This window comes from Sphingobium sp. FG125, from assembly GCF_057809795.1.
This window is the reverse complement of record NZ_JBMDKQ010000004.1, coordinates 206730-232248: the sequence shown is the minus strand read 5'-3', so window position 1 is coordinate 232248 and position 25519 is coordinate 206730. Positions and strand designations below refer to the sequence as shown.

Here is a 25519-nt window from a genome sequence, read left to right as displayed (position 1 = left end):
CTTCTCACGGTTAACGCAGACTGGTTGAAAATTGGTGAGCAAGCTTCTTCTTGCGCCAACCCGGCTCACTGGGCCAAAGGACGAGCGTGACCGCCAGCATCAGCATAGGAACCGACAGCCACGGCAAGGACGTGATGGTCGACGTGGAGGAATTGCTTGCCACCCGGCTGCTCGTCCAGGGCAATTCGGGGTCGGGCAAGTCGCATCTGCTGCGCCGCCTGCTGGAGGAGAGCGCCCCGCTGGTGCAGCAGGTGGTGATCGACCCGGAGGGGGATTTCGTCACGCTGGCCGATAATTATGGCCATGTGGTGATTGACGCGGGCGACTATAATGAGCGCGAGATCGTCAAGATGGCGACGCGGATTCGCGAGCATCGCGCGTCGGTGGTGCTGAGCCTGGAGGCGCTGGAGATTGACGCCCAGATGAAATGCGCCGCGTCTTTCCTGAACGCCCTGTTCGATGCGCCGCGCGACCATTGGTATCCTGCTCTGGTGGTGGTGGACGAGGCGCAGATGTTCGCCCCCGCCGCGGCTGGCGACGTGTCCGACGAGGCGCGCCGGGTGTCGCTGGCGGCGATGACCAATTTGATGTGCCGGGGGCGCAAGCGCGGCTTGGCAGGCGTCATCGCGACGCAGCGGCTGGCGAAGCTGGCCAAGAATGTCGCGGCGGAAGCCTCCAACTTCCTGATGGGGCGCACCTTTCTGGACATCGACATGGCGCGTGCCGCCGACCTGCTGGGCATGGAGCGGCGGCAGGCGGAGCAGATTCGCGATCTGGAGCGCGGGCGTTTTCTGGCGCTGGGTCCGGCGATCTGCCGTCGCCCGGTCGCCGTGAAGATCGGCGCGGTCAAGACCAGCACGCGCGGTGGCACGCACAAGCTGATGGCGCCGCCGGTGACGAGCGGCGAGGATTTTCAGGAATTGCTGTTTGCGCCCGAAGCGTCGGATGCCGCCCCGGTCGCGCCGCCCCGCGCCGATCCCCCACCCCGCGCGGCTGAGGAGATTATCCGCGCACTGGCCGATTCGCCACAGGCCAAGCCCGCCGCGCCCGAACTGGATTTCGGCCAGAATGAGCCGGTGGTGATGGCGGTGCTGGAGGAAATCGTTACCGATCTGGGCGATGCTGCGCCGAGCATATCGACCCTCTATCAGGATTTTGGCGTGCGTTGCCGGATGAAGGGGTTGCGCACCCCGCCGCTCGACCTGCCCGCCTTCCGCAAGCGATTTGCCATGGCGCAGGCGGGGATGATGGATGCCGCCGATGTCCGCTGGGAACCCGCGATGCGGGCCGCCGATCCGTTGCCGGAGGATATGCTGGCCCCCTTCCTGCTGATCGCGCGCGCCGCAATGCAGGGCCACCCCTGCCCCGACGACGCAGCGCTGGCGCGGGCCTACGGCACCAGTTCGCCGGGCCGGGTCCGGCGCCTGATCGACTATATGGAAAAACTGGGCGTCATCGTCGCGCGCACCGATTTTTCGGGCAAGCGCTCCATCGGCGTGCCGGGGCTGGGCCTGTCGACGGCGGTGGCAGAGGGGTGAAATCTAGCTGGATTCGCGGATGACGAGGCGCGGGGCGATGCTGATCGACCCCGCATCCTCCCCGGCGAGGCGACGGAACAACAGGTCGACCAGCTGGCGCGCGCCGGCCTCTATATCCTGCGCCACGGTGGTGAGCGGCGGGCTGGTGAGGCGGGCCATGGGGATGTCGTCAAAGCCGATGATCGACAGGTCGCCCGGCACCGACAGGCCATTGTCGGTTGCGGCGGACAACAGGCTCATCGCCACCACGTCGGACGCGGCGAACAGGCCGTCGGGGCGGTTGCCCGCCGCAAACCAGGCGGCGGCGACCTCCAGACTGGCTTCGGGGGTGATATGGGTATGAACCAGCTCAACCGTGTCGCGCAATTCGGCGGGCAGCGCGGCAACGAAGCCCTGATAGCGGGCGGCAAATTCAGGCACCGCGACATTGCCGAAAAAGGCGAGGCGACGCCGGCCCCGTTCGACCAGATGCTGCGCCGCCAGCGCGCCGCCCGCCCGATTGTCGGTGCCAACGGTGATATGGGCGTTGCGGGCCGATTGTTCGCCCCAGATGACCATCGGCGCATAATGGGCGGCGGAGCGGTCCAGCACTGCGCTCTGGTTCGACTGGCCGATGATGATGACGCCGTCGGTGCGGCCGGTGCGGATGAAGCTGTCGAGCCAGTCGTCGCCCTGCGGCAATACGCGCGAAAGCAGCAGGTCGTAGCCGCGATCGGCCAGCGCATCGGCCAGGAAACCCAGCATCACCATGAAGAAGGGGTCGGACAGATGCTGGCCCCGCTCATGCCCCAGCGGCAGCAGCACGGCGATCGCCCCGCTGCGGCCGAGGCGGAGATTTTGCGCCGCGACGTTCAGCTTGAAGCCGTGCCGGTCGGCCAGCGCCTGTATCCGCTCGCGCGTATCCTTGTTGAGCGCGCCCTTGCCGGTCAGCGCGCGCGATACGGTGGAGACGGAAACGCCGCCTATACGCGCCAGATCGGCAATGCTTTTGACCTGTTCGGGCTTGCTGTCGTCCATCGCATTTAAGACTAGGGCAAAGTTGCGCCGCCGACAACGGCCTGTGGTTCAGGCGGCGCGCGCGCGGGTGCGCACCAGCAAAGTCGCCGCGCCGGCCATCACCATCATGATCCCCGTCATCAGCAGCAGGTTGCGCGGATCGCCGCCCAGCAAAGGCTGGTAGATGAGCGGCACGATCAATGTTTCCAGCAGCATGGGGATGACGATGAACATATTGAAAATGCCCATATAGACCCCGGTGCGTTCGGGCGGGATGGCGTTGGCGAGCAGAACATAGGGGTTGCCCATCATGCTGGCCCAGCCAATGCCGATGCCGATCATCAGCAGGAACAAATACGACGTGTCACGCACCTGCGGAATGGCGAGCATGGCGAGGCCCGACAGGGTGACGGCGATGGCATGGAGATATTGCGCGCCGATGCGGCGGCTGAGCGGCACCATGGCGAAGGCAGCGAGGCAGGCGATGGCGTTGTAGAACGCCCCCGCCTGCCCCGTGAGCAAGACCGCCTGGCGAAAGCCGCTGCTGGCGGGATCGGCGGTGTCGAACAATGATCGGGCCAGCGCGAAGGCAATGAACTGCCAGTAAGCGAACATGGCAAACCACTGGAACAGCATCGACAGGGCCAGCTGGCGCATGGCGGTGGGCATAGCGCGAATGGCGGCGACAAAGTCGCGCAATGCGGTGACGGGGGAGAGAGGCTCGGCCTGCATCCGCGCCACCTCTTGCGGCGGCAGCGGCAGTTCGCGCACGCGCAGCACCGACCAGAGGATGGTGGTGATGGAGATGACCGCCCCCGCGACAAAGGCGATGCGGGTGACCTGCGGGATGCCGTTGGCGTCGATGAGGTCGCCGTCAAAGCCCCACCAGACCAGCAGCGAGGGGGCGAGATAGGAAAGCGTCTGGGCAAGGCCGGTAAAGGCGCTCTGGGTCAGGAAGCCGACCGGACGCTGGCTTTCATCCAGCCGGTCGCTGACATAGGCGCGGTATGGCTCCATCGTGATATTGTTGGCCGCATCCAGCATCCAGAGCAGGCTGGCGGCGAACCAGAGGGTGGGGCTGTAGGGCATCAGCAGCAGGCCGATGCTGCACAATATCGCGCCGATCAGGAAATAGGGGGTGCGGCGGCCCCATTTGCTGACCGTGCGGTCGCTAAGCGCCCCGACGATCGGCTGGACCAGCAGGCCGGTGACCGGGCCTGCCAGCCAGAGCAAAGGCATGGTCGCTTCGTCCGCGCCCAGATAGCGGTAGATCGGTCCCATATTGGCCTGTTGCAGGCCGAAGGAGAATTGGATGCCGAGGAACCCCAGGTTCATTTCGACAATACGCGACAGACGCATCCGCGGTTTGCTCAACGCATTGGCCATCGTCCCGATCCTCTCCCGCACCCCATTATTCGATGGGCGCCAGGGGACTGGATAACAGAAGTCGAGACGATTGCAAACGTTTGCTTACAGCATGTTCTCAGTCGCCTGCGACGCGATCCCGCATCGTCTGGCTGGCGCGGAAGGTCAGGACGCGGCGCGGTTCGATCGGCACTTCCACTCCGGTCTTGGGGTTGCGGCCCATGCGCTGGGTCTTGTCGCGCAGGACGAAGGTGCCGAAGCTGGAAATCTTCACATTCTCGCCGCGTCCGAGCGCGTCGGACATATGATCCAGAATCGATTCGATCAGCGCTGCCGCCTCCGCCCGCGACAGGCCGACATGGCGGTTGACGCTTTCAGCAAGGTCTGCGCGCGTTAAAGTGCCTGTCCCCGTCATTGGATTCCCCATTTCCACCCCATGGACCATCACGGTCGGATGGCCTCCACGGGAATGTGCGGGATTTGCAGGGCTTTGGCAAGTTTCGCTGTGCTTGCGGGATCAGACCCGCAGGACGCAAGCGCCCCAGGTGAAGCCACCGCCCATCGCTTCCAGCACGATCAGGTCACCCGGCTTGATCCGCCCATCGCGCATGGCGCAGTCAAGCGCCAGCGGAACCGACGCCGCCGATGTGTTGGCGTGACGATCGACGGTCACGACGACCCGGTCGGGCGACAGTTTAAGCTTGCGCGCGGTGGCGTCCAGGATGCGGGCATTGGCCTGATGCGGCACCAGCCAGTCAATGTCGCTGTTGGACAGGCCCGCCATGCCCATGACTTCGTTCAGGACCGAGGCGAGGTTGACCACCGCGTGGCGGAACACTTCCTGGCCCTTCATCCGCAGCTTGCCCACGGTCTGGGTCGTCGACGGTCCGCCATCTACATAGAGAAGGCCATTGTGGCGGCCATCGGCATGGAGCTTGCTGGCCAATATGCCCCGCGCGCCGTCTGCGCTTTCCTCTGCGCCCAGCACGACAGCGCCCGCGCCATCGCCGAACAGGACGCAGGTGGTGCGATCCTCCCAGTCGAGGATGCGGCTGAAGGTTTCCGATCCGATCACCAGCGCGCGATGCGCCGCGCCCGAACGGATCATGCTGTCGGCGACGGTGATCGCGTAGAGGAAGCCCGAACATACGGCCGCCACGTCGAAGGCGACGCAATCATTAATGCCGAGCGCTGCCTGCACTTTGGTGGCGGACGCCGGGAAGGTCTGGTCCGGGGTCGCGGTCGCCAGGATGATGAGGTCGATGTCCTGCGCGGCAATACCGGCGGCGTCCAGCGCAGCGCGCGCGGCGTCGGTGGCAAGCGAGGCGGTGGTTTCATCGTCGCCCGCAATATAGCGATTGCGAATACCAGTGCGTTCGACAATCCATTCGTCGCTGGTGTCGACGGTCTGCGCCAGTTCAGCGTTGCTGACCGCGCGGACAGGCAGGGCCGATCCGGTCCCCAGGAGAATCGCACGACGGATCACTTGGCGGGCTGCTCCAGCTTTGACGATGCGGTGAGCGCCTGCACGGCGGCCATGTCAGCCGCGATGCGGCGGGTGATATCTTCTTCCAGCAGGCGCGCGGCGACATGGACCGCATTGGCGATACCCTTGGCGTCGGCGCTGCCATGGCTTTTGACGACCACGCCGTTGAGGCCGAGGAACACCGCGCCATTATGGTTGTTGGGATCGAGGTGATGCTTGAGCAGGTGCATCGCAGGCTTGGAGATCAGGAAGCCGATCTTCGAGCGGATCGAGCTGGTGAAGGCGTTGCGCAGCACGTCGGTGACGAAGCGGGCCGTGCCTTCGATCGTCTTGAGCGCGACATTGCCGGAAAAGCCGTCGCACACGATGACATCGGTATCGCCCCGGCTGATCTTGTCGCCTTCGGTAAAACCGTCAAAGCTCATCGGCAGGGCGTGCGCAGCGCGCAGGATGGCCGCGGCGTCGCGGATTTCATCCGTGCCCTTGAGTTCCTCTGTGCCGATGTTGAGCAGGCGCACGCGGGGCCGTTCCAGGTCAAACGCGATGCGGGCATAGGCAGCCCCCATTACCGCGAACTGGACGAGATTGCGGGCGTCGCATTCCGTGTTCGCGCCCAGATCGAGCATGACCACATCATTGTTGCCGAGCGTGGGCAACAGCGCGGCCAACGCGGGTCGATCAATGCCGGGCATGGTACGGAGCGCCAGCTTGGCCATGGCCATTAGCGCGCCGGTATTGCCGGCAGAAACCGCAGCCCCCGCCTGACCCGATTTCACGGCTGCTATGGCCATGCTCATCGAGCTGCTTTTCTTGCGAATCGCAACGCTGGGCTTGTCGGCACCATCGACGACGGCATCGGCATGAACGACGTCCGACGCCGCGCGCAAATTGGGATGGCTGTCGAGCGCCGCCTTGATGCGGGTTTCGTCGCCGAACAGGGTGAAGCGCAGCCCTTCGTGGCGGTGACGGGCGAGCGCCACACCCGCCATCATCACACGCACGCCTTCATCCCCGCCCATCGCGTCTATGGCGATTCGCGGTTGGCTGGACACCCTAGATCACCCCTTTGCGGAGATCGAAAAGTCGTTACGCCCCGACGGCGACGATTTCGCGGCCATTATAATGGCCACAGGCGCCGCACAGATTGTGGGGGCGCTTGAGTTCACCGCAGTTGGAGCATTCCTGGAATGCTTCGACGCGCAGCGAATCGTGGCTGCGGCGCATACCGCGCTTGGAGGGGGACGTTTTCCTTTTGGGGACAGCCATGTCGGCACCTTGTTCCGTAAATCTATCAGGTTGTGCGAACGGCCAGATCCAACATGAAAGCTGACGCCACAGGCGCCGCAGACCCATGCGGCCCTGGGTGATCGCGAAGCCCTGCGCCTATAGCGCTTTTTGATCGGGGTGCAAGTCCTTCCTTGCCCGCTCCGTCCCGGCAGCTAGGGTGCAGACTATAGAAATGAGGGGAAAACCGATGCTGCTGCCGATCACACTGACCTTCGCTGCGGCCTGCGCACTGCTCAACCTGTGGATCGCGACGCGGTGCGCACGGATTCGCATTTCAGACAGGGTGATGCATGGCGATGCGGGCAATGCGCTACTGGCGCGACGGATGCGGGCGCACGCCAACTATATCGAATATACGCCGATCGTGCTGATCCTGTTCCTGGTCGTGGAACTGGCCGTAGGTGCCTCGCTATGGCTGTGGATCGGGGCGCTGGTCTATATCGTGGCGCGGGTCGCCCATGCGTTCGGCATGGATGCAGACGCCCCTACCGTGTGGCGCGGCGGCGGGGCGATGCTGACCTGGCTGGTGATGGTCGCGATGGCGATCACGGCGCTGACGATCGCCTATACCGCCACGCGCGAGGTGCCTGCGCCACCCGCGCTGGCCGCGCAGGTGTAGAAGCCAACATCCGTTCGGGCTGAGCCTGTCGAAGCCCTGCCCTTTACTTCAAGAAGAGCGACCCTTCGACAAGCTCAGGGTGAACGGAGGGGCGCCAGACGAGGATTAGCCCAGCACCGAATCGGCGACAAAGGGGTTGGTGCGGCGCTCGTGGGCGAAATTGCTCATCTGGCCGTGACCGGGGACGAAGGCCGTGTCGCCGCCCAATGGCCACAGCTTGCCGGTGATCGCGTCGATCAGCTGCTGGTGATTGCCGCGCGGAAAGTCGGTGCGGCCGATCGACCCCTGGAACAGCACGTCGCCGACGATGGCGAGCTTGCTGGGGGCGTGATGGAACACGACATGGCCGGGCGTATGACCGGGGCAATGGAGGACGTCGAGCGTGAGATTGCCGACCGTTACCTGATCGCCATCGACCAGCCAGCGGTCCGGCTCGAAACTTTCGCCCGGCACGCCCCAGCGCTTGCCATCCTCCGCCAGCTTGTCGATCCAGAAACGGTCATCCTCATGCGGCCCCTCGATCGGCACGCCCAAGTCACGGGCTAGTACACCCGCCTGACCGCAATGGTCGATATGGCCATGGGTGACGAGCAGCTTTTCAATGGTCACGCCATGCTGCGCCGCGGCCTGTTTCAACACCGGCAGATCGCCGCCCGGATCGACAAACGCCCCGCGCATGGTGGCCGTGCACCAGAAGAGGGTGCAGTTCTGCTGTAGCGGGGTGACCGGGATCAGCGTGGCCTTAAGCGGGCGGTCTTGCGGGGATGTCGTCATGCGGCCGATGTGGCGGAGCGGCGGGACGGACGCAAGGGGAAGCGAACGCCCCTACCTTCCGTTCGTTTCGAGCGAAGTCGAGAAACATGCACGCGACGTTTCTCGACTTCGCTCGAAACGAACGGGTCTTGGCTAGTTTTCCTCTGCCAGCGCCGCAAACGGCTCGGCCAGGCTGATGCCGTCCAGCACCCGCGCCGTTTCGTCACGCACGCGCAGCATCACCCGGTGCAGGCGACATTCCGATTCGGGCAGGCAGTTGGTGCAGCTTTCATGCGCGAAGCGGCTGGCGCAGGGTGTCAGCGCAAGCGAACCGCGGGTCAGACGGACAATGTCGCCATAGCTGATGTCGACCGGGGCGAGTGCCAGCCAATAACCCCCGTCCCTGCCCCGCTGCGTCGCCACCAAACCTTCGCGCGACAGTTCGGACAGGATCACCGTCAGGAATTTGCCCGGAATATTCTGGCGCGTGGCGATCTCGTTCAGCGGCACCGGTCCCTGACGATAGCGGTCGGCAAGATGCTGGAGCGCGCGGATGGCATAACGGGTCTTTTGGGACAGCATATTGGCGTTATTCGCTCAGGCGATGCGTTTGACAAGTCAAGGCGCGGCTTTCTCCAGCGCGGTGCGCGCTTGGGCGGGGAAATCGGTAAAGACTGCGTCCACCCCCGTCGCCGCCACCACACGGACATAGCCGGCAAAATCGCCCCGGCCCTGCGCGTCGTCGGGGCGCTGATATTGGGCGGGCAGGAAGAAATTTTCCATCCGCAGCGTCCAGATATGCACCTGTAGCCCGGCATCATGCGCCTGCCCTACCAGTGCGGTTGCGCCGTCATCGGCCAACACCCGGCTCGTCGAGGGGCCGATGCCGTCGGCATAGTCCGCGATGGCCCGCAACTCTTCCACGCTCATCATTGCGTCATAGGTCAGGTCAGGCCGGTCGACCGGTCCGCCACTGCTGTCAATCAACTGGATCAGCCGCAGCCGGGTGGCGGCGCGCAGGGCCTGAAGGTTGCTGACCTCGAACGACTGGATAAAGACCGGGTCGGCCTCCGTCAGATAGCCATATTGTTCCAGCAGCGCGAGCATCGGCGCCTGATGCGGCAGGCCGATCCCGGCGAAATAGCTGGGATGCTTGGTTTCGGGATAGATGCCGATACGGCGACCCGCTTCCGCCTCCTTGGCGCGGACCAGCTTCAATATCTCCTCGAACGTCGGGATGAGGTAGAGGTCGTTGAAGCGGGTGTTGGCGGGGCGCAGCAAGGGCAGCCGTTCGCGGGCGCGCAGGGTGCGCAGCTCGGCGAGGGTGAAATCCTCCGTAAACCAGCCGGTGACCGCCGCGCCGTCGATCGTCTTGGTCGCCTTGCGATCGGCAAATTCGGGATGGTCGGCAACATCGGTCGTGCCGCTGATTTCATTTTCATGCCGGGCGACCAGCGCGCCGTCCTTGGTCAGGACCAGATCCGGCTCGATAAAGTCCGCGCCCTCGTCAATCGCGCGCTCATAGGACGCGAGCGTATGTTCGGGCCGTTCGCCGCTGGCCCCGCGATGGGCAATCAACAAGGGTTCGGCCATCGCGATCTCTACCGGCAAAAGGAGGAGCAGGAGCGTCAGGCAGGCGCGGATCAGGCGCCGCCCGATCATGCTATGGCACCTGCCAGCGCATTCTCATAGGTCGTGGCCTTGAAACCGATGATGGTTTCCTTGCCCGTGTCCAGGATCGGCCGCTTGATCATCGACGGGTTGGTCATCATCAGCAGAATGGCCTTGTCCGCATCGATATGCGCCTTATCCCCGGCATCCAGCGCCTTGAAGGTGGTGCCGGAACGGTTGAGGATGGTTTCCCAGCCATGCTCCATCACCCATTCCTCCAGCTTCGCCTTGTCCACGCCCGACACTTTATAGTCGTGAAAGCCGTAGGACACGCGCTCATTATCAAGGAAGTTGCGCGCCTTCTTGATCGTGTCGCAATTTTTGATGCCGTACATCGTAATCATGGCGGCTTACCCTTTGAATGCGGTGACTTCGATTTCGATTTTCATGTTCGGCTTGATCAACCCGGCCACGACGCAGCTGGCGGCGGGGCGGATGGTGCCGAACACCGGCGCGGTCGCCTGACCCAGTTCATCCCAATAGGCAGGGTCGGTGATATAATAAGTGACGCGCACCACGTCGGCAAAGGCAAAGCCCGCTTCGTCCAGTGCCGCGCCAATGACCTTGAGCGCGTTGGTGGCCTGATCGGCAACGCTGTCGGGCATGGTCTTGGTTTCGGGATCAGTGCCGGTGGTGCCGGCGACGAAGCACCAGTCGCCCTGGACGACGGCACGGGAATAGCCGACCTGCGCCTCAAAGGGCGAGCCGGACGAAATAAGCTGGCGGGACATGACGGATTCCTGCTGCAGTGCGAAAGGATCGCGCCCGCCCTTGCCCCCTTGGCCCGATGCTGTCCAGTGGATTCAGCTACGCCCAAGCGGAACGGCGGGCGATGCGGACCGTTGGGACGGGATTGAACCTGTTACAGGAGAGCGTCCATGGCCCACCCTATCCCCGACAATGATATCGACGATAATGCCGAACAGAGCGAAGCGGGAATGCAGGCGCAGGATGTGGCGGACTCCGCACGGACGCGGGCTACCGACCTGAGCGAGGATAGCGAACGCGGCGGACACAGCAATCCGGCGCAGATCATCCCCGATGACGTGCCGGACCTTGTCGACACGATGAATGCCATGAACCGGTCCGGCCGGATCGACATGGACGCCTATGCCGGGGAACCGGCGATGGATGATGAGGATGGGCCGGAAAGCGACGACGACTGAAGCCTTCGATCAGGCGGCCGCGCTGCCGCCGTCCAGCGCGAAATTGATCATGCCGCGCGCCATATGCCCCAGTGCCTGCGCCATCGCATCACCAATGGCAGGGTCCATATCCTGCTGACCCGCTATGGCGCAGGTCATCGCCAGCGCCCAATCGTCGGCCAGGGCGGGGGTGATCGGGAAGGCGCGGTGGAGCGACATGACGCACTGGCCGCGCCCGAACCAGTCGCGCGGGCCACCCAGCCAGCCCGACAGAAAACGGGTCAGGCCATGGCGCACTGGTGCCAGATCGGCGGCATGGAGCGCGCGCAGGTCAGCATAGAGACTGTCCTGTTCGATGAGGTCGTAGAAGCGGTTGACGATCGCCGCAACGACCGGTTCGCCGCCGATACGGACATAGGGGCTGGGCGGCGCGGCGGCGTTCATCGACTGGCTCCATTTCGGATGAAGGAGGGGCCAGCATGACGCGTGGGGACTGCGCGTCATTGATCCGCGTCAAAGCCGATCCTCACCGGATCGGCGAGACGATGGACCGGCTTTAACGCCCTCTTTGGCAATGGCGGCCTATCCTGGCGGCATGGCGAGACAAAGATATGGACGACCGCAACGGCGCAGCGCGGGCTTTAGCGGCCCGGCGCTCATCTACGCGCTGTGCTTGGGGCTGCTGGTTGGCTGGTACGGGCCGGTGTGGATGGAGCGCGGCGCGTGGCCGCCGCTGGAAGTGCCCCGGCAAAGCGCGCCTGCCGATACGCTGTCAGCGGAATTTGGCTTTTGCCACAGCGGCGGCGGGGTCAATTGCGTGGTGGATGGCGACACATTCTGGTTCAGCGGCGAAAAATACCGGATCGCCGATATCGACACGCCCGAAACCCACGGGCCGCGCTGTGCCGCCGAGGGCGCCCTTGGCGCGCGGGCGACGGAGCGGTTGCAGGCGCTGATGAATGAAGGCGCGTTCTCGCTGGAAAGCGGGGACCGCGATACCGACCGTTATGGCCGGGCGCTCAGGGTCGTGACGCGCGGCGGCGAATCGATCGGCGGGATGCTGGTGGCCGAAGGATTGGCGCGCGAATGGGACGGGGCGCGGCGGGGCTGGTGTTAAAAAGGGCGGACGCGCAGCGCCCGCCCCTTCGTTCAACTTAGCGGCAGTTCAGGCTGCCACGGTCGATTTCGCGGCCCAACAGTGCGCCTGCGCCGCCGCCGATCAGGATGCCCGCGACATTGGACTGGCCACGGTCGATCTGGCTGCCGAGCAGGCCACCCAGCGCCGCGCCGACGATCAGGCCGGTGGTGCCGTCCGAACGGCGGCAATAATAGCGATCGTCATAGCCGCGATAGATGCGGGTGCGGCGATCGACGCGGATGGGCTGATAACCGGCGCGATAATAGCGGTCGGGGCGATAGCTGCGGCCATAGCGCGGATCGGGACGGTTCCAGTCATAGCTGTACACCGGGCGGCCGGGCTGGCGGTAGGTGACGCGGCGGTCATCGCGGCGGTCCTGACGCCAGTCACGGCGATCATCCCGGCGGTCGGCGCGACGCTCTTGTCGATCATCGCGGCGGTCCGCTCGGCGATCCTGGCGGTCATCCCGACGGTCCGCCTTGCGGTCTTGGCGATCATCGCGCCGTTCGCGATTGTCGCGGCCCGGCTGGGCGAAGGCGGGCGTGGCCGCAAGCCCGGTCAGCGTCATCGCGCCGAGCGACAGGGCGGCAATGGCCTGTCTGAAAGTGAATGTCATGGGCGGGGTCCTTCGCTTGGGTGCAGTCTTAAATGTCAGAACCACCGACGATAAAGGATGTTGCATGAACGATACAAAACCGCCCGTTCATCGTGGAGCAGGATGAGGCGGGGCGGGATGGCGGCGAAATCGCCACAAGCCGAATCTGTACGGTGAAATTGCGTGATACCCGGATCGTTCAGGCACCCGACAGTCTGGCTGTCAGCCCTGATCCTGATAGGCCATCTGGAGTATCCCCCAGTGCCGCCCCTTCACATGGATCGACGCGATCACCTGTTTCAGCAGGATGACGTCGCCGGACGCGGTCAGGCGGCGATAGGCCTTGATGCAGAAGGGCTGGGTGGTGCGACATTGTTCGCGCGTGTCGGGAAAATCGAAGATCAGCCCCTGGCGCGAATATTCCGCATTCCATGGGTCATCGCCAGGCCGCTGGGGATGGGCGCGTTCGGGCATGGCGACCGCGCCAAAGGCGTTGCGGTCGGTAAAGGTCATGCCGAACAGGCCGGTGAAGGCGCGGGCCTTGTCCTGCTGCGCGCGCGCGGCGGGCAGCATCACATCCTGCACGGGGTGGCTATATTGTTGCGGATTGGTGCCGGGAATCGGTGTGGGATAGTCGCTGAACAGCGCCGCTTCGCTGATCTGCCCGCTGTCGATTGCCTGCTCGATCGCGCGGCTGACGATCTCGGCCGATTCCAGACTGAAACTGATATAGGGCGAATCAGGGATCGCGACCCCGCTTTCGGCCAGATATTGCAGCAGCATGTTGGTATCTTCGCTGGCGGTCGATATGCGGCCCGACAGGCGTTGCAGCCCGCCCGCATTGTCCGCCGAGGTACTGGCGAGCGCAGCCAGGCCGGAGCGGATTTCGCCCGCCGACCCTACGATCGACGCGATCCGTTCGGCCACGCCCTCGCTATTGCTCGACAAGTCGACCATCAGGGAACCCAGCCGTTCGACCAGCGCCTCTATGTTGCGCGTGTCGGATTGGGCGGTACGCGCGGTCTGCGCGCCGCGGTTGATGCTGTCGAGCATCCCGCCCGCCTCGCCGGTCAGCGCCGCGATCGACTGTTCGATCGTGTGGGTCGCAGCGCCCGTTTCCTGCGCCAGTTTCTTCACTTCGGCTGCGACGACGGCAAAGCCGCGCCCGGCATCGCCCGCGCGCGCCGCCTCGATCGTGGCGTTGAGCGCGAGCAAATTGGTCTGGCTGGCAATGCCGCTGATCACATTGGTGACATGGGCGACGGTCTTGAGCGCTTCGCCAAAGCCGTCCAGCCGATCATGGATGCGGCTGACCTGATCGATCAGGTCGACAAACACATGGTTGGCGGCGGACAATTGCCGGCCTGAATCGTCGATGATGGAGCGGGCGGCAATCGCCTTGGCGCGCGCGTCCTGCCCGGCATTCGCCACGCTTTCGCCATCGTGCGACAATTGCGTTGCCGCGCCGCTGATCGCCTCGATCGTGCGCGCCTGCTGTGTCACCCGGTCGGCCAGTTCGCTGATGTCGGCCTGTAAATCGAGCGTACGGATGCCCAGGTCGCCCGACAATTTGGCTACCTTCATCACCGCTCTTGCAACGGTTTCGGATTTTGCTTCGCTACCCACAGGCAAGAGGGCTAATCCAACATGGTAAAGGAAAGATTAGCGATGCGTCAGAGCGATCCGGCCAGCGCCAGCACCACGCCCGTCACGACCAGCAGCAGCCCGATCGCCTCGCTGCGCTGCATCTGCTCCTTCAGATAAAAATGCGCAAAACCCATGGTGAAGGCCACCTCGACCTGGCCGACAATCCGCACCAGCGCGACCGGCGCCGTGGCAAAGCCGGTGAACCAGCAGGCCGACCCAAGGGCCGAGAGCATCCCGACCTGTCCCGATACCCGCCAGGTAGCAAAAACGCGCCGCATCTCGCCGGGTTCTCGCGCCATCAGCCAGCCGCCCTGCATGACGGTCTGAAGCGCGACCGTCACCGCCAGCACGACCAGCGCCGCCAGTATCGGATCGCCGGTTTCCACCTGCTGCGTCGCGCGGCGGATGCCGATCGCGGTCAGCGCGAAGAAGAAGCCTGACGCTATGCCGCACAGGGCGGCGGGCTGGCCCAGCGCGCGGACGAAATCCATCGCGCCCATGCGCTTGCCCCCGGTCGATAACAACATCACCCCCACAACGCCGCAGCCGATCCCGGCCCAGGCGAGCGGCGACAAGCGCTCGCCCATGAGCAGGAAGGACAGGAGAGCGCCCTGCACCGCTTCGGTCTTGGAATAAGCAGTGCCGACGACGAAATTGCGATGGCCGAACGCCAGGATCAGCAGGTTGGTAGCGATGATCTGCGCCAGTCCGCCGCCGATACAGAAGAGCAGGAACAACGGCCCGATGGCAGGGAGGGTCGCGGGATTGGCCAGCCAATACCCGCCCAGCAGCAGCAGTGCGAACGGCACGCCATACAGGTAGCGCACCAGCCCCGCCGCATTGAGCGACAGGCTCTGACTCACACGTCGCTGGACGGCGGTGCGCCACGCCTGCACGCCGCCTGCCATCAGCGTCGCGGGCAACCAGATCGGGGAGCTGATCATCGCGCCGCTATAGCCCCCTGCGTCTGCCCGTCACCCCATCATCACCAGCATGGTGAAGAACAGCGCCAGCGCGAGGCAGGCGAACATATAGAGCAAGGGCAGCCGCCACAGCGCGCCAAGGCGTGACAGGCTGTAGGCGTCCTTCATCTGCCGATACATATGCCAGGCGGCGTAGAGCAGCAGCGCGGTCGTCACCAGTCCAGCGGTGACATGCAGCGCCGACAACAGCATCGACAGCGAAAAGAGCAAAGACATGAAGGCGATCGAATAGGTCACATAGATCGCATGATCATACATTTTGAAGCGGCGGCTGAACGGGAAGAGCAGCCATACGAACGGCATGGAAAACAGGATCAGCGCCCAGGAGAATTTATAGGCATTGGCCTTGAGCTTGTAATAGGCCAGTTCCGGGTCTTTCGCCGCCGCGCTGACGACCTCCCCCACCGTGGCGGCAACCCCGCCGTTCATGCCTTCACCGCGCAACGTCTCGGTCATGTTGGCGGCGAGTGAAATGCCCTTTCGCTCCTCGCGCGCCTCGGCCAGATTTTCGCTCAGCGCCGCGCGCCGCGCCGGAGTCAGGCCGGGGTCGTTCAACTGCGTCTCGATCTTCGCAATCTGCGCGTCTGCCTTGGCCTCTTCGGCGCGCAATTCGGCGATCGCGCCATCGTCCATCTGCACCATCTTGCCCGCACTCGCGCCATGGCCGCTGGTCAGCGAGAAAATGGCGTACATCAGGAAAGCGGTGAACAGGAATAGGGCAAAGGGCGACACGAACTTCGCGCGCTCGCCATGGATATAGCGCCGCGTCAGCTTGCCCGGCCGCAGCGCCAGTTCGGGCAGCGTCCTGAATATCTTGCCCTCGAAATGCAGCACACCATGGGCCAGATCATGGCCGATTGCGCTGAAACTGCGATGGACATGCGCCGCCTGCCCGCATTGCGCGCAATAGGCTCCGACGAGTGTCGCGCCACAATTGAGGCAAGCGCCATGGCCTTCATGCTCTGACTCGCCATGACCTGGCTCGCCATGTCCTGGTTCAACCGCGCGCGCGATCATGGCTCCGGTGATGGCGTCTCCCGCCGCGTCGATTTCCCCCGTCATGGCGGGCAGAATAACAGCGGTGTATGACGCTTGCCAGACAGTTGTTTGCGCTCAGCTGGGTTTGACGCCCGGAAGGCTGTGGCGCACCCAATCGCGCCCCATCGTCCAGTTCGCCTCCAACCGCACCAGCGGATTGGGGGCGCACCAGATTTCGCCGCTGTCGGACAGGCCCGTCACCCAGATCAGATTATGTTCCTGCCCATAATCGATGACGGCTACGGCATAGCCCTTCCCCTTGCCCTCCACTTGGACGGGCAAGGGAGGGTCGAGTTGGGTGAAGGACATGGGACTGTCTCCGGGGATAAGGATGCGGAGACAATGCCGGGTAGAGGCCGGGGTTCCGGCAGCTTGATGCAGGTTGGTGCGATTACCTAATCCTCCCCAAGCTTGTTTGGGGAGGATCATTCCGTCACACGCCCTCCAACAAACCTTCGCGCTTGATCTTCTCCTGCCAGACCAGGGGAGCAAGGTGGTGTACATTCTGGCCTTCGCTATCGACCGCGACGGTCACCGGCATGTCAGCCACGTCGAACTCGTAGATCGCTTCCATGCCCAGATCCTCAAAGCCCACGACCTTGGCCCCCTTGATCGCGCGCGCGACCAGATAGGCGGCACCACCGACCGCCATCAGATAGGCGCTCTTATGCTTGGCGATGGCTTTGGTTGCAGCCACACCGCGTTCCGCCTTGCCGACGCAACCCAGCAGGCCCTGTTCCAGCATCATGTCCATGAAGCTGTCCATACGGGTGGCGGTGGTGGGCCCTGCGGGACCGACCACTTCGTCGCCGACCGGATCGACCGGGCCGACATAATAGATGACGCGGCCCTTGAAATCGACCGGCAGACTCTCGCCCCGGCTCAGCATATCCTTGATCCGCTTGTGCGCGGCGTCGCGGCCGGTCAGCATCTTGCCGTTCAGCAGCAGCCGGTCGCCATGTTTCCAGCTTTGCACGACTTCAGGGGTCAGCGTGTTGAGATCGACCCGGATCGCCTCCTTGCTCGGCGTCCAGTTGACGTCGGGCCATTCGGACAGCTTGGGCGCTTCCAGATAGGCTGGACCTGATCCGTCGAGCGTAAAATGCGCGTGGCGCGTTGCCGCGCAATTGGGGATCATCGCCACGGGCTTGCCCGCCGCATGGCAGGGATAGTCGTAAATCTTGACGTCGAGGATGGTGGACAGGCCGCCCAGACCCTGCGCGCCGATGCCCAGCGCGTTGACCTTGTCGAAAATCTCGACCCGCATCTTCTCAATCTCGGTCTGCGGCCCGCGCGCCTTGAGTTCCCCCATGTCGATCGCGTCCATCAGGCTTTCCTTGGCCAGCGCCACCGCCTTTTCCGCGGTGCCGCCGATGCCGATGCCCAACATGCCGGGCGGGCACCAGCCCGCGCCCATTTGCGGGATCATGTCCAACACCCAGTCAACGATCGAATCGCTGGGGTTCATCATCTTGAACTTGGTCTTGTTTTCCGATCCGCCGCCCTTGGCCGCGACGTCGATGACCACCTTGTTGCCCGGCACCATTTCGACCGACAGAACGCAGGGGGTATTGTCCTTGGTATTCTGGCGACTGAACGCCGGATCGCGCAGGATCGAGGCGCGCAGGCGGTTTTCGGGGTTGAGGTAAGCGCGGCGCACGCCTTCGTCGATCACATCCTGCATGGACCGGCTATTATCGTCCAGCCGGCATTCCATGCCCCATTTGACGAACACATTGACGATGCCGGTGTCCTGGCAGATCGGGCGATGCCCCTCCGCGCACATGCGGCTGTTGGTCAGGATCTGGGCGATGGCGTCCTTGGCCGCCGGGCTTTGTTCCGCCTCATAGGCTTTGCCCAGCGCGCGGATATAATCCATCGGGTGATAATAGCTGATGAACTGAAGCGCGTCGGCGACGCTCTCTATCAGGTCGGCGGTCTTGATGAGCGTCATCTTACCCAAATCCCTTATGTCTGCGGCCCGGCCCTGCACGGCGGGTTCCTGCACGGGCAGCGGCTAGTGGCGAATCGCGCGCCTGTCCAGAGAGGCGCGGCTTAGAGGCTGTCTCGAAATGCGCGGAAGAGCGCATTTCGGTTGCCGCACCAGCCCTCACCCCCACCCGACCTCCCATTCAGGATACACTCTGTGGGAGGTCGGGTGGGGGTGTGGGCCGGTGCGGATGCGCCGGAGGCGCATTTCGAGACAAACTCTTACCCGCCCGCAAAGGGGAACATCTGCCACCACGGTTCCTTCTCCGCCAGCACCCGCGCAAAGCTGGGTCGCGCCACCAGCCGGGCGAGATAGGCCGCAAGGCGCGGATGATCGCTGCCAATCGGCACGGCCTTGTCGGCATAGAAGAGCGCGGGGGCCGCCGCGCAATCGGCCAGGGTGAAATTCTCCCCCACCGCCCATCCATGCGTGCCGATCCGCGGCTCCAGCAGATCATAGGCCTTGGCGATCAGCGCGCGCGCCTGCTCTACGCCATAAGGATCGCGCGAATCGGCCGGGCGCAGCCGGTCGGCGACGATCGCCTGCATCGGGGTCATCACATAATTGTCGAACAGCCGGTCCATCATCCGCACCTGCAACGCTGTGTCTGGATTGAGCGGAATCGGCCGGAACGTTCCCGGCTCATGGGTCGCAAGATATTCAATGATGATGCTGGCTTCGGCAACCACCATGTCGCGGGTCGAATCGCGCAGCAGCGGAAACTTGCCGATCGGCCACAGCGCCAGCCATTCCTGCGCGACGCCTTCCTGCTCCATCATTCGGGGCGTGAAGGGCGTGCCATTTTCGTAAAAGGCGATCAGCACCTTCCAGCAATAGGAAGAGAGCGGGTGATAATAGAGAATCATCGGTCGGCCTTTGCGTCTGGTGAACGGGGCGGGCGGTGGTGGCTGGATCGCCATCATAGCGCTTTTTGGACGCGGCACGCATTTGCGTGGCAAGGCAAAATTATTTTTTATTCGCCTCTCCCCCTCTTGTCTTTTGGGGGAGTGAGGGAAGTCCATGCGTCGCTGCGTTGCAACGGGCAAAAACAGCGACGAAAGGAATCGGAACAGCGACGAGCTGAGTCCCTAAACCGTCATTTACCCTCTTGCGTCCAAAACAGGCTATGGCACTATCTGTGGTATCGGGTAAACGGGGGTCACCCAACAGATTGTGATTGTGTCGCTGGACCCATTTTCAGCGCAAGGGGGATTTTGTCCCTGCAATCGCGTCAGTTGGTCCCATTTCCGCCCCGTCGCGATACGGTTTCTGCTATGGTTCCCGGCTTACGCCGAACCAGCTTGACCGAATCGAACGGAACAGGAACATTCGGGGGCGTATATGGATTTTCGTGATAGCGGACAGGGTGGAACAAACGACGTGGCGACTGTGATGGATGATGTGATGGACCGGGTGAGCGGACAGCCTGCCGCGCCGACCAAGGCGGAGCCTTTATCCTCGTCCGCCGTGCAGGAACGGCGCTTCGACGTTGTGACCGATCCGTCGCGCGACGCACTGCTGACCGAGTTTGGCAAGGATACGCTGAACGACCGCTATCTGCTGCCCGGCGAAAGCTATCAGGATCTGTTTGCCCGCGTCGCAGCGGCCTATGCCGATGATCAGGGCCATGCCCAGCGCGTCTATGACTATATTTCGCGCCTCTGGTTCATGCCAGCCACCCCGGTCCTGTCCAACGGCGGCACCGGGCGCGGCCTGCCGATCAGCTGCTATTTGAACAGCGTGGACGACAGCCTGGAAGGCATCGTCAACACCTGGAACGAGAATGTCTGGCTGGCTTCGCGCGGCGGCGGCATCGGCACCTATTGGGGCAGCGTGCGCGGCATTGGCGAGCCGGTTGGCCTCAACGGCAAGACGTCGGGCATCATCCCGTTCGTCCGCGTCATGGATTCGCTAACGCTGGCGATCAGCCAGGGCAGCCTGCGCCGTGGCTCTGCCGCCTGCTATCTCGACGTGTCGCACCCGGAGATTGAGGAGTTCCTCGAAATCCGCAAGCCATCGGGTGACTTCAACCGCAAGGCGCTGAACCTGCATCATGGCGTGCTGCTGACCGACGAATTTATGGAAGCGGTGCGCGACGGCAGCGATTTCCATCTGCGCAGCCCCAAGGATCAGTCGATCCGCGGCACCGTCAACGCCCGCGCCCTGTTCCAGAAGCTGGTCGAAACCCGCCTGGCCACCGGCGAACCCTATATCGTGTTCAATGACACGGTGAACCGGATGATGCCCAAGCATCACCGCGATCTGGGGCTGAAGGTCTCGACCTCCAACCTCTGTTCCGAAATCACTTTGCCGACGGGTCGCGACCATCTCGGCAATGACCGCACCGCCGTGTGCTGCCTTTCCTCGATGAACCTGGAAACATGGGACGAGTGGAAGGACGAGAAGCTGTTTGCCGAGGACATCATGCGCTTCCTCGACAATGTGTTGCAGGACTATATCGACCGCGCCCCGCCCGAAATGGCGCGCGCCAAATATAGCGCCAGCCGCGAACGTTCGGTCGGGCTTGGCGTAATGGGCTTCCACAGCTTCCTTCAGGCGCGCGGCATCCCGTTCGAGGGGGCGATGGCCAAGTCGTGGAACCTGCGCATGTTCAAGCATATCAAGGGGCAGGTCGATGAAGCCTCGATGCAGCTGGCGATCGAGCGTGGCCCCTGCCCGGACGCTGCCGATCAGGGCGTGATGGAGCGTTTCTCCTGCAAGATGGCGATCGCGCCGACCGCGTCCATCTCCATCATCTGCGGCGGCACGTCGGCCTGCATCGAGCCGATCCCGGCGAACATCTATACCCACAAGACGTTGTCGGGCAGCTTCTCGATCAAAAATCCGTACCTTGAAAAGCTGCTGGTCGAAAAGGCGAAGGATTCAACCAACGTCTGGAATTCGATCCTGGAGCATGGCGGCAGCGTCCAGCATCTCGACTTCCTGAGCCAGGAAGAAAAGGACACGTTCAAGACCAGCTTCGAGATCGACCAGCGCTGGCTGCTCGAACTGGCCGCGGACCGCACCCCCTATATCGATCAGGCACAGTCGCTCAACCTGTTCATCCCCGCCGACGTGGAAAAATGGGACCTGCTCATGCTCCACTTCCGCGCCTGGGAACTCGGTATAAAGTCGCTTTATTATCTGCGCTCCAAGAGCGTGCAGCGCGCCGGTTTCGCCGGTGGCGTGGAAGCCGACAACACGATCGACGCGCCCAAGTTCGAGATTGGCGAGACCACGGACTATGACGAGTGTTTGGCCTGTCAGTGATGTAATTCCCTCTCCTTTCAGGAGAGGCAGGGAGCCGCGCAGCGGCGGAAGGGTGAGGATGATGACGAGCCGACGCCATTATGAGGGTCTCCCCTCAGGCGCGGTCATCCGCGCCCGCTCCCTTCGCCGCAACGCCACCGACGCCGAAAAGCGCCTGTGGTCGGCCCTGCGCGAAAAGCTGCCGGCCGTGAAATTCCGTCGTCAGGTGCCACATGGTCCCTATGTCGCGGATTTTCTCTGCTTCGGCGCGCACCTGATCGTGGAAGTCGATGGCGCAACCCATGCGGAACGCACCGAACAGGACGCGCGACGCACCCGCTATTTTGAAGCGCAGGGCTATCACGTCCTGCGTTTCTGGAACCATGATGTGATGGGCAATATCGACGGTGTCCTGACCCAGATTTCCCTCTCCCTGCGGGAGAGGGAAGGAGGCGCGCAGCGCCGGGAGGGTGAGGGCGATACGCCAATCCATCGAACGCCCTCACCCTCCCACGCCTGACGGCGCGGGCCCCTCCCTCTCCCGATGGGAGAGGGGTGATCGACATTCTCGGAGTAACCCCCATGTCCCTTCTCAAAGCCTCCAAAGTCTACAAGCCGTTCGAATATCCATGGGCCTATGAGTTCTGGAAGCGGCAGCAGCAGCTGCACTGGCTGCCCGAAGAAGTGCCTTTGGGGGAGGATTGCCGTGACTGGGCGCAGAAACTGTCCGATCATGAGCGCAACCTGCTGACGCAGATTTTCCGCTTCTTCACTCAGGCCGACGTGGAAGTGCAGGATTGCTACCACGAAAAATATGGCCGCGTGTTCAAGCCGACCGAGGTCAAGATGATGCTGACCGCGTTCAGCAACATGGAGACCGTCCATATCGCGGCCTACAGCCACCTGCTCGACACGATCGGGATGCCCGAAAGCGAATATTCGGCCTTCCTCCAATATAAGGAGATGAAGGACAAGCACGACTATCTGCAACAATTTGGCGTCGATACGGACGAGGATATCGCCCGCACCCTCGCGATGTTCGGCGGCTTTACCGAGGGCTTGCAGCTGTTTGCCAGCTTTGCGATGCTGATGAACTTCCCGCGCTTCAACAAGATGAAGGGCATGGGGCAGATCGTCACCTGGTCGATCCGCGACGAGACGCTGCATTGCGAGGGCATCATCAAGCTGTTCCACGCCTTCTGCGCCGAACGCCAGTGCCTGACCCCGGCGGTCAAGGACGACATCATGGACATGTGCCAGAAAACCGTCCGCATCGAGGACGCCTTTGTCGATCTCGTGTTCGAAATGGGTCCGGTTCCCGGCATGACGCCCAAGGACATCAAAAAATATGTCCGCTACATCGCCGACTGGCGGCTGGGCCAGCTGGGCCTGAAACCCATCTATATGATCGACGAGCATCCGCTGCCCTGGCTGGCCCCGATGCTGAATGGCGTCGAACATGCCAATTTCTTTGAAACCCGCGCGACCGAATATTCCAAGGGTGCGACGCGAGGCCAGTGGAACGAGGTCTGGGACGCCTTCGACCGCCGCAAGACCCGCGCGGCACCCGCCAACGCGGACGACGCCACCGACCCCGACATGTTCAAGGCGGCGGGCATCGCGGCGGAGTGATTGCCAAATTCGTGAAGGGCATCGGGGTGACATTGCTGTTTGCAATGGTTGCCCTGTGCCTTGCTGTGACGATTGTGCCGCCCTTCCTGGACCGCATCTATTATGAAGGGCCAGGAAGCCGCCATTATGATGGCGCGCATTTCTTCAATCCCGATGGCGTGATTGATGTGCCGGCGCCGCCGGGGACGAGTCGGCAGGGCTTTATCGCCCGCTGGCTGCTGGGGCATGACGACCGGCCGCCATGGCCCGACGCGATCGCGGTCAAGCCCGCCCGCCCTGCGCCTTTTGCCGCGCCGCGCGGGATGGTGGCGACCTGGGTGGGCCACGCCACGGTGCTGGTGCAGGCGGCGGGCATCAATATCTTGACCGACCCGATCTGGTCGGACCATGCCAGTCCCCTGCCCCCCTTCGGCCCCAAGCGGGTCGCGCAGCCGGGCATCCGCTTCGACGATCTGCCCAAGATCGACCTGATCGTGCTGAGCCATAATCATTACGACCATATGGACCTGCCGACGCTGAAACGACTGTGGGACCGCGACCGGCCCAGGATCGTCACCAGCCTGGGCAATGACACAATATTGAAGGCGCATGGCATCCCGTCGACCGCGCTCGACTGGGGCCAGTCGGTCAGCGGTGCGGCGCTCAATGGCCTCGCCCCGCAGGCGGTGATCCAGTGCGGCAATTACGAACATTGCCCCGACTATCGCGTCCATGTGACCCGCAACCATCATTGGGGCAGCCGCTGGGGGGCGGATCGCAACCGGGCGCTCTGGTCGAGCTTTTTGATCGAAACGCGCGCGGGCAATATCTTCTTTGCCGGCGACACCGGCGCGGGCGACATGGGCTGGCCCTATGAGGCCGCGCGCTTTGGCCCGATCCGGCTGGCACTGATCCCGATCGGCGCCTTCCGTTTCTGGAAGGGGCAGATGGCGTCGGACGCGCATATCGGCCCGCAACAGGCGGTGGAAGTGTTCAAACGGCTGGGCGCATCGACCGCGATCCCGATCCATTGGGGGACGTTCCGCCTGTCCTACGAACAATGGAATACGCCGCCCCGGATGCTGGACCTGTTCCTGGCGTGCGAAGGCATAGAGCGCCAGCGCTTCGCCCCGCTGCGGATCGGCCAGTCGCTGATGGTGCCGGGCTATTCCGCCGTGCCGCGGGGTAAAGGCCGATGCGACCGGCGCGCGATCAAGGCGCTGGAATAGCCCCCCGCATCAGCCCTTGGGACAATCCCTCACCCGCTTGCCGGTGAGGTCATAGGTCGCGCGCAGCACTGCGCCGCCCCCTTCCGATTGGGTCATGGTTTCGCCCAGCGTCAGCGTGCCGGCGGTATAATTGCCCTCCACCGCAATCTCCGACGTACCCTTGCCCGCCGTGCAGGCCAAAGTCGCGATCAGGCGGCCCTTGCGCGCCATCTTGTCCTTATAAGTGCAGTCGGTGCCATCTTTGCCCGCCAAAGCGGCGGCGTCCGGCATCCCTTCGGCATCGACGGTGAGGCAGATCTTGTCCTCGCTCACCTGTTTGAGCGCCGCCTGATATTGGGCGGGGGTGACGGTAGGGGTGTTGTAACCGGTGGTCTTGCGGGTCAGCACCCACTCGCCCGCCTGCATCAGGATCGGCGCTTCCTCCGCCTGCGGCGCGGGGGCCGGTTCGCTACAGCCGCTAACGGCCAAAATCGTTACAAGCGGCATCATCGCAAGCGGAATCGCCGCCAGCACGGTCTTTTGCATATCCTCTCCCCCGTTCTCTTAATCGGAACGGGGGCAAGGCTCTACCCGTCGCGGCCAAAGCGCAAGCGGAAATGCGTGGGGATTATTCCGCCGTGGTGCAGTTCGGCCCGATCCACTTGCCTTCGGATCGCGCCTTCATCGCCATGGCCGCGCCGTTAGGGCCGCCTGCCATCTTCATGTCCATGTCCATCGCATAGGCCTCTCCGCCATAGGTGCCGGACATCGCCGCGGTCATCGTGCCGCCATCCGCCTTGCACGACACTTGCCCCTTCACCGTGCCGCCGCTGACGGCAAAGCCCTGATAGCTACAGTCCTTATTCTCCTGACCGGAAAACATCTCGCCGCTGGGATTGGCCGCTTCTTCGGGGGTGACGCAATATTTGAGCGAAGTCTGGCTCATCATGCTCTTCATCTGGTCCTTCATGCCAGCAGGCGCTCCCGGCATATTGGACAGGTCGATATCCTGCACGGTGAAGCGCCCTTCCCACTGGCCCGGCTTCAACTGCACCTTGTCGACCGCCGCCTTGACCTCCGCCTTGGTCATGGAACCGGTGGCGGTGCCATTGGCTGGAGCGTCGTCGGGCTTGTCACCACAGGCGGCGAGCAACAGCGTCATCGTGGCGGCAGCAAGTGTAGCTCTGATCATCGCTTATC

General features: G+C 63.5%; 29 protein-coding genes. 8 read left to right on the top strand and 21 right to left on the bottom strand.

The window, feature by feature from the left end; all coding sequences use genetic code 11:
• The first annotated feature begins 86 nt into the window (after positions 1-86).
• On the top strand, positions 87-1538 hold the full coding sequence (locus tag ACODSR_RS05830) for a helicase HerA domain-containing protein (protein ID WP_489074555.1): 1452 nt from the start codon (positions 87-89) through the stop codon (positions 1536-1538).
• A 3-nt stretch (positions 1539-1541) separates the two neighbouring features.
• On the opposite strand, the gene ACODSR_RS05825 is transcribed toward ACODSR_RS05830, so the two are convergent.
• The 6 genes from ACODSR_RS05825 to rpmF all read right to left on the bottom strand — a co-directional run bounded on the left by ACODSR_RS05825 (position 1542) and on the right by rpmF (position 6651).
• Positions 1542-2555: a LacI family DNA-binding transcriptional regulator gene (locus ACODSR_RS05825; protein WP_489074553.1), complete on the bottom strand. Its 1014-nt coding sequence runs from the start codon at positions 2553-2555 to the stop codon at positions 1542-1544.
• Positions 2556-2603: 48 nt separating this feature from the next.
• A complete protein-coding gene (locus ACODSR_RS05820) occupies positions 2604-3893 on the bottom strand; it encodes an MFS transporter (protein ID WP_489074551.1) in 1290 nt (429 codons plus the stop codon).
• Positions 3894-4017: 124 nt separating this feature from the next.
• Positions 4018-4314, bottom strand: coding sequence for an integration host factor subunit alpha (gene ihfA, locus ACODSR_RS05815; RefSeq protein ID WP_006957683.1), 297 nt, complete (start codon positions 4312-4314; stop codon positions 4018-4020).
• Positions 4315-4416: 102 nt separating this feature from the next.
• Positions 4417-5385, bottom strand: a complete 969-nt coding sequence (locus ACODSR_RS05810; protein ID WP_489074549.1) for a beta-ketoacyl-ACP synthase III — start codon at positions 5383-5385, stop codon at positions 4417-4419.
• Positions 5382-6404 carry a phosphate acyltransferase PlsX gene (gene plsX, locus ACODSR_RS05805; protein WP_489074640.1) on the bottom strand — a complete coding sequence of 341 codons (1023 nt, stop codon included), beginning with the start codon at positions 6402-6404 and terminating at the stop codon, positions 5382-5384. Before plsX ends, ACODSR_RS05810 begins: the two co-directional genes overlap by 4 nt.
• Before the next feature lie 67 nt (positions 6405-6471).
• A complete protein-coding gene (gene rpmF / locus ACODSR_RS05800; RefSeq protein ID WP_006957677.1) occupies positions 6472-6651 on the bottom strand; it encodes a 50S ribosomal protein L32 in 180 nt (59 codons plus the stop codon).
• Between the two features lie 208 nt (positions 6652-6859).
• Between rpmF and ACODSR_RS05795 the strand changes: the two genes are divergently transcribed.
• Complete coding sequence (locus ACODSR_RS05795) at positions 6860-7291, top strand: MAPEG family protein (protein WP_489074547.1); 432 nt, start codon at positions 6860-6862, stop codon at positions 7289-7291.
• A 105-nt stretch (positions 7292-7396) separates the two neighbouring features.
• On the opposite strand, the gene ACODSR_RS05790 is transcribed toward ACODSR_RS05795, so the two are convergent.
• The 5 genes from ACODSR_RS05790 to ACODSR_RS05770 all read right to left on the bottom strand — a co-directional run bounded on the left by ACODSR_RS05790 (position 7397) and on the right by ACODSR_RS05770 (position 10446).
• Positions 7397-8065, bottom strand: coding sequence for an MBL fold metallo-hydrolase (locus tag ACODSR_RS05790; RefSeq protein ID WP_217674349.1), 669 nt, complete (start codon positions 8063-8065; stop codon positions 7397-7399).
• A gap of 132 nt (positions 8066-8197) precedes the next feature.
• Positions 8198-8626: an RrF2 family transcriptional regulator gene (locus ACODSR_RS05785; protein WP_489074545.1), complete on the bottom strand. Its 429-nt coding sequence runs from the start codon at positions 8624-8626 to the stop codon at positions 8198-8200.
• A 36-nt stretch (positions 8627-8662) separates the two neighbouring features.
• Positions 8663-9706, bottom strand: a complete 1044-nt coding sequence (locus tag ACODSR_RS05780; RefSeq protein WP_489074544.1) for a glycerophosphodiester phosphodiesterase — start codon at positions 9704-9706, stop codon at positions 8663-8665.
• Positions 9703-10059 carry an ArsC family reductase gene (locus tag ACODSR_RS05775; protein ID WP_489074543.1) on the bottom strand — a complete coding sequence of 119 codons (357 nt, stop codon included), beginning with the start codon at positions 10057-10059 and terminating at the stop codon, positions 9703-9705. Before ACODSR_RS05775 ends, ACODSR_RS05780 begins: the two co-directional genes overlap by 4 nt.
• Before the next feature lie 6 nt (positions 10060-10065).
• Complete coding sequence (locus tag ACODSR_RS05770) at positions 10066-10446, bottom strand: RidA family protein (protein ID WP_489074541.1); 381 nt, start codon at positions 10444-10446, stop codon at positions 10066-10068.
• Positions 10447-10593: 147 nt separating this feature from the next.
• On the opposite strand from ACODSR_RS05770, the gene ACODSR_RS05765 reads away from it, so the two are divergent.
• Positions 10594-10881 carry a hypothetical protein gene (locus ACODSR_RS05765; RefSeq protein WP_489074539.1) on the top strand — a complete coding sequence of 96 codons (288 nt, stop codon included), beginning with the start codon at positions 10594-10596 and terminating at the stop codon, positions 10879-10881.
• A gap of 9 nt (positions 10882-10890) precedes the next feature.
• On the opposite strand, the gene ACODSR_RS05760 is transcribed toward ACODSR_RS05765, so the two are convergent.
• Positions 10891-11304: a globin domain-containing protein gene (locus ACODSR_RS05760; RefSeq protein WP_489074537.1), complete on the bottom strand. Its 414-nt coding sequence runs from the start codon at positions 11302-11304 to the stop codon at positions 10891-10893.
• Between the two features lie 58 nt (positions 11305-11362).
• Here ACODSR_RS05760 and ACODSR_RS05755 point away from each other — a divergent pair, with 58 nt between their 5' ends.
• Positions 11363-11977, top strand: a complete 615-nt coding sequence (locus ACODSR_RS05755) for a thermonuclease family protein (RefSeq protein ID WP_489074638.1) — start codon at positions 11363-11365, stop codon at positions 11975-11977.
• Positions 11978-12014: 37 nt separating this feature from the next.
• On the opposite strand, the gene ACODSR_RS05750 is transcribed toward ACODSR_RS05755, so the two are convergent.
• The 7 genes from ACODSR_RS05750 to ACODSR_RS05720 form a co-directional block, all read right to left on the bottom strand.
• Positions 12015-12614 (bottom strand): glycine zipper 2TM domain-containing protein, encoded by a 600-nt coding sequence (locus ACODSR_RS05750; RefSeq protein ID WP_489074535.1) that lies wholly within the window; start codon positions 12612-12614, stop codon positions 12015-12017.
• 201 nt (positions 12615-12815) lie between these two features.
• The gene (locus ACODSR_RS05745; protein ID WP_489074534.1) at positions 12816-14177 is read right to left on the bottom strand and encodes a methyl-accepting chemotaxis protein; all 1362 of its coding nucleotides are present in this window, start codon (positions 14175-14177) and stop codon (positions 12816-12818) included.
• An 89-nt stretch (positions 14178-14266) separates the two neighbouring features.
• Positions 14267-15184: an EamA family transporter gene (locus ACODSR_RS05740; RefSeq protein WP_489074532.1), complete on the bottom strand. Its 918-nt coding sequence runs from the start codon at positions 15182-15184 to the stop codon at positions 14267-14269.
• 30 nt (positions 15185-15214) lie between these two features.
• Positions 15215-16285, bottom strand: coding sequence for a DUF3667 domain-containing protein (locus ACODSR_RS05735; RefSeq protein WP_489074530.1), 1071 nt, complete (start codon positions 16283-16285; stop codon positions 15215-15217).
• Positions 16286-16336: 51 nt separating this feature from the next.
• Complete coding sequence (locus ACODSR_RS05730) at positions 16337-16570, bottom strand: hypothetical protein (RefSeq protein ID WP_489074528.1); 234 nt, start codon at positions 16568-16570, stop codon at positions 16337-16339.
• A 124-nt stretch (positions 16571-16694) separates the two neighbouring features.
• On the bottom strand, positions 16695-18215 hold the full coding sequence (locus ACODSR_RS05725) for a fumarate hydratase (protein WP_489074526.1): 1521 nt from the start codon (positions 18213-18215) through the stop codon (positions 16695-16697).
• A gap of 257 nt (positions 18216-18472) precedes the next feature.
• Positions 18473-19117: a glutathione S-transferase family protein gene (locus ACODSR_RS05720; RefSeq protein ID WP_489074524.1), complete on the bottom strand. Its 645-nt coding sequence runs from the start codon at positions 19115-19117 to the stop codon at positions 18473-18475.
• Between the two features lie 526 nt (positions 19118-19643).
• Between ACODSR_RS05720 and ACODSR_RS05715 the strand changes: the two genes are divergently transcribed.
• From ACODSR_RS05715 to ACODSR_RS05700, 4 genes are all read left to right on the top strand, one after another.
• Positions 19644-21521 (top strand): ribonucleoside-diphosphate reductase subunit alpha, encoded by a 1878-nt coding sequence (locus tag ACODSR_RS05715; protein WP_489074636.1) that lies wholly within the window; start codon positions 19644-19646, stop codon positions 21519-21521.
• Positions 21522-21579: 58 nt separating this feature from the next.
• Positions 21580-22020 (top strand): endonuclease domain-containing protein, encoded by a 441-nt coding sequence (locus tag ACODSR_RS05710; RefSeq protein ID WP_489074522.1) that lies wholly within the window; start codon positions 21580-21582, stop codon positions 22018-22020.
• Between the two features lie 62 nt (positions 22021-22082).
• Complete coding sequence (locus ACODSR_RS05705; protein WP_294138058.1) at positions 22083-23132, top strand: ribonucleotide-diphosphate reductase subunit beta; 1050 nt, start codon at positions 22083-22085, stop codon at positions 23130-23132.
• Positions 23133-23176: 44 nt separating this feature from the next.
• Entirely contained in the window at positions 23177-24340 is a 1164-nt protein-coding gene (locus tag ACODSR_RS05700) for an MBL fold metallo-hydrolase (protein ID WP_489074634.1), read from the top strand.
• Positions 24341-24349: 9 nt separating this feature from the next.
• Here ACODSR_RS05700 and ACODSR_RS05695 read toward each other — a convergent pair whose 3' ends face one another.
• Both ACODSR_RS05695 and ACODSR_RS05690 read right to left on the bottom strand, forming a co-directional pair.
• On the bottom strand, positions 24350-24865 hold the full coding sequence (locus ACODSR_RS05695; protein WP_489074520.1) for a DUF3617 domain-containing protein: 516 nt from the start codon (positions 24863-24865) through the stop codon (positions 24350-24352).
• Positions 24866-24947: 82 nt separating this feature from the next.
• The gene (locus ACODSR_RS05690) at positions 24948-25511 is read right to left on the bottom strand and encodes a DUF3617 domain-containing protein (protein WP_489074518.1); all 564 of its coding nucleotides are present in this window, start codon (positions 25509-25511) and stop codon (positions 24948-24950) included.
• Positions 25512-25519 lie beyond the last annotated feature (8 nt).

Bases quoted from the DNA above. Each gene is read 5' to 3' on its own strand.
- ACODSR_RS05825 (WP_489074553.1), bottom strand. From the start codon at position 2,555: ATGGACGACAGCAAGCCCGAACAGGTCAAAAGCATTGCCGATCTGGCG.
- ACODSR_RS05820 (WP_489074551.1), bottom strand. From the start codon at position 3,893: ATGCGTCTGTCGCGTATTGTCGAAATGAACCTGGGGTTCCTCGGCATC.
- ihfA (WP_006957683.1), bottom strand. From the start codon at position 4,314: ATGACGGGGACAGGCACTTTAACGCGCGCAGACCTTGCTGAAAGCGTC.
- plsX (WP_489074640.1), bottom strand. From the start codon at position 6,404: ATGGGCGGGGATGAAGGCGTGCGTGTGATGATGGCGGGTGTGGCGCTC.
- rpmF (WP_006957677.1), bottom strand. From the start codon at position 6,651: ATGGCTGTCCCCAAAAGGAAAACGTCCCCCTCCAAGCGCGGTATGCGC.
- ACODSR_RS05795 (WP_489074547.1), top strand. From the start codon at position 6,860: ATGCTGCTGCCGATCACACTGACCTTCGCTGCGGCCTGCGCACTGCTC.
- ACODSR_RS05790 (WP_217674349.1), bottom strand. From the start codon at position 8,065: ATGACGACATCCCCGCAAGACCGCCCGCTTAAGGCCACGCTGATCCCG.
- ACODSR_RS05785 (WP_489074545.1), bottom strand. From the start codon at position 8,626: ATGCTGTCCCAAAAGACCCGTTATGCCATCCGCGCGCTCCAGCATCTT.
- ACODSR_RS05780 (WP_489074544.1), bottom strand. From the start codon at position 9,706: ATGATCGGGCGGCGCCTGATCCGCGCCTGCCTGACGCTCCTGCTCCTC.
- ACODSR_RS05775 (WP_489074543.1), bottom strand. From the start codon at position 10,059: ATGATTACGATGTACGGCATCAAAAATTGCGACACGATCAAGAAGGCG.
- ACODSR_RS05770 (WP_489074541.1), bottom strand. From the start codon at position 10,446: ATGTCCCGCCAGCTTATTTCGTCCGGCTCGCCCTTTGAGGCGCAGGTC.
- ACODSR_RS05765 (WP_489074539.1), top strand. From the start codon at position 10,594: ATGGCCCACCCTATCCCCGACAATGATATCGACGATAATGCCGAACAG.
- ACODSR_RS05760 (WP_489074537.1), bottom strand. From the start codon at position 11,304: ATGAACGCCGCCGCGCCGCCCAGCCCCTATGTCCGTATCGGCGGCGAA.
- ACODSR_RS05750 (WP_489074535.1), bottom strand. From the start codon at position 12,614: ATGACATTCACTTTCAGACAGGCCATTGCCGCCCTGTCGCTCGGCGCG.
- ACODSR_RS05745 (WP_489074534.1), bottom strand. From the start codon at position 14,177: ATGAAGGTAGCCAAATTGTCGGGCGACCTGGGCATCCGTACGCTCGAT.
- ACODSR_RS05740 (WP_489074532.1), bottom strand. From the start codon at position 15,184: ATGATCAGCTCCCCGATCTGGTTGCCCGCGACGCTGATGGCAGGCGGC.
- ACODSR_RS05735 (WP_489074530.1), bottom strand. From the start codon at position 16,285: ATGACGGGGGAAATCGACGCGGCGGGAGACGCCATCACCGGAGCCATG.
- ACODSR_RS05730 (WP_489074528.1), bottom strand. From the start codon at position 16,570: ATGTCCTTCACCCAACTCGACCCTCCCTTGCCCGTCCAAGTGGAGGGC.
- ACODSR_RS05725 (WP_489074526.1), bottom strand. From the start codon at position 18,215: ATGACGCTCATCAAGACCGCCGACCTGATAGAGAGCGTCGCCGACGCG.
- ACODSR_RS05720 (WP_489074524.1), bottom strand. From the start codon at position 19,117: ATGATTCTCTATTATCACCCGCTCTCTTCCTATTGCTGGAAGGTGCTG.
- ACODSR_RS05715 (WP_489074636.1), top strand. From the start codon at position 19,644: ATGGATGATGTGATGGACCGGGTGAGCGGACAGCCTGCCGCGCCGACC.
- ACODSR_RS05710 (WP_489074522.1), top strand. From the start codon at position 21,580: ATGATGACGAGCCGACGCCATTATGAGGGTCTCCCCTCAGGCGCGGTC.
- ACODSR_RS05705 (WP_294138058.1), top strand. From the start codon at position 22,083: ATGTCCCTTCTCAAAGCCTCCAAAGTCTACAAGCCGTTCGAATATCCA.
- ACODSR_RS05700 (WP_489074634.1), top strand. From the start codon at position 23,177: ATGGTTGCCCTGTGCCTTGCTGTGACGATTGTGCCGCCCTTCCTGGAC.
- ACODSR_RS05695 (WP_489074520.1), bottom strand. From the start codon at position 24,865: ATGCAAAAGACCGTGCTGGCGGCGATTCCGCTTGCGATGATGCCGCTT.
- ACODSR_RS05690 (WP_489074518.1), bottom strand. From the start codon at position 25,511: ATGATCAGAGCTACACTTGCTGCCGCCACGATGACGCTGTTGCTCGCC.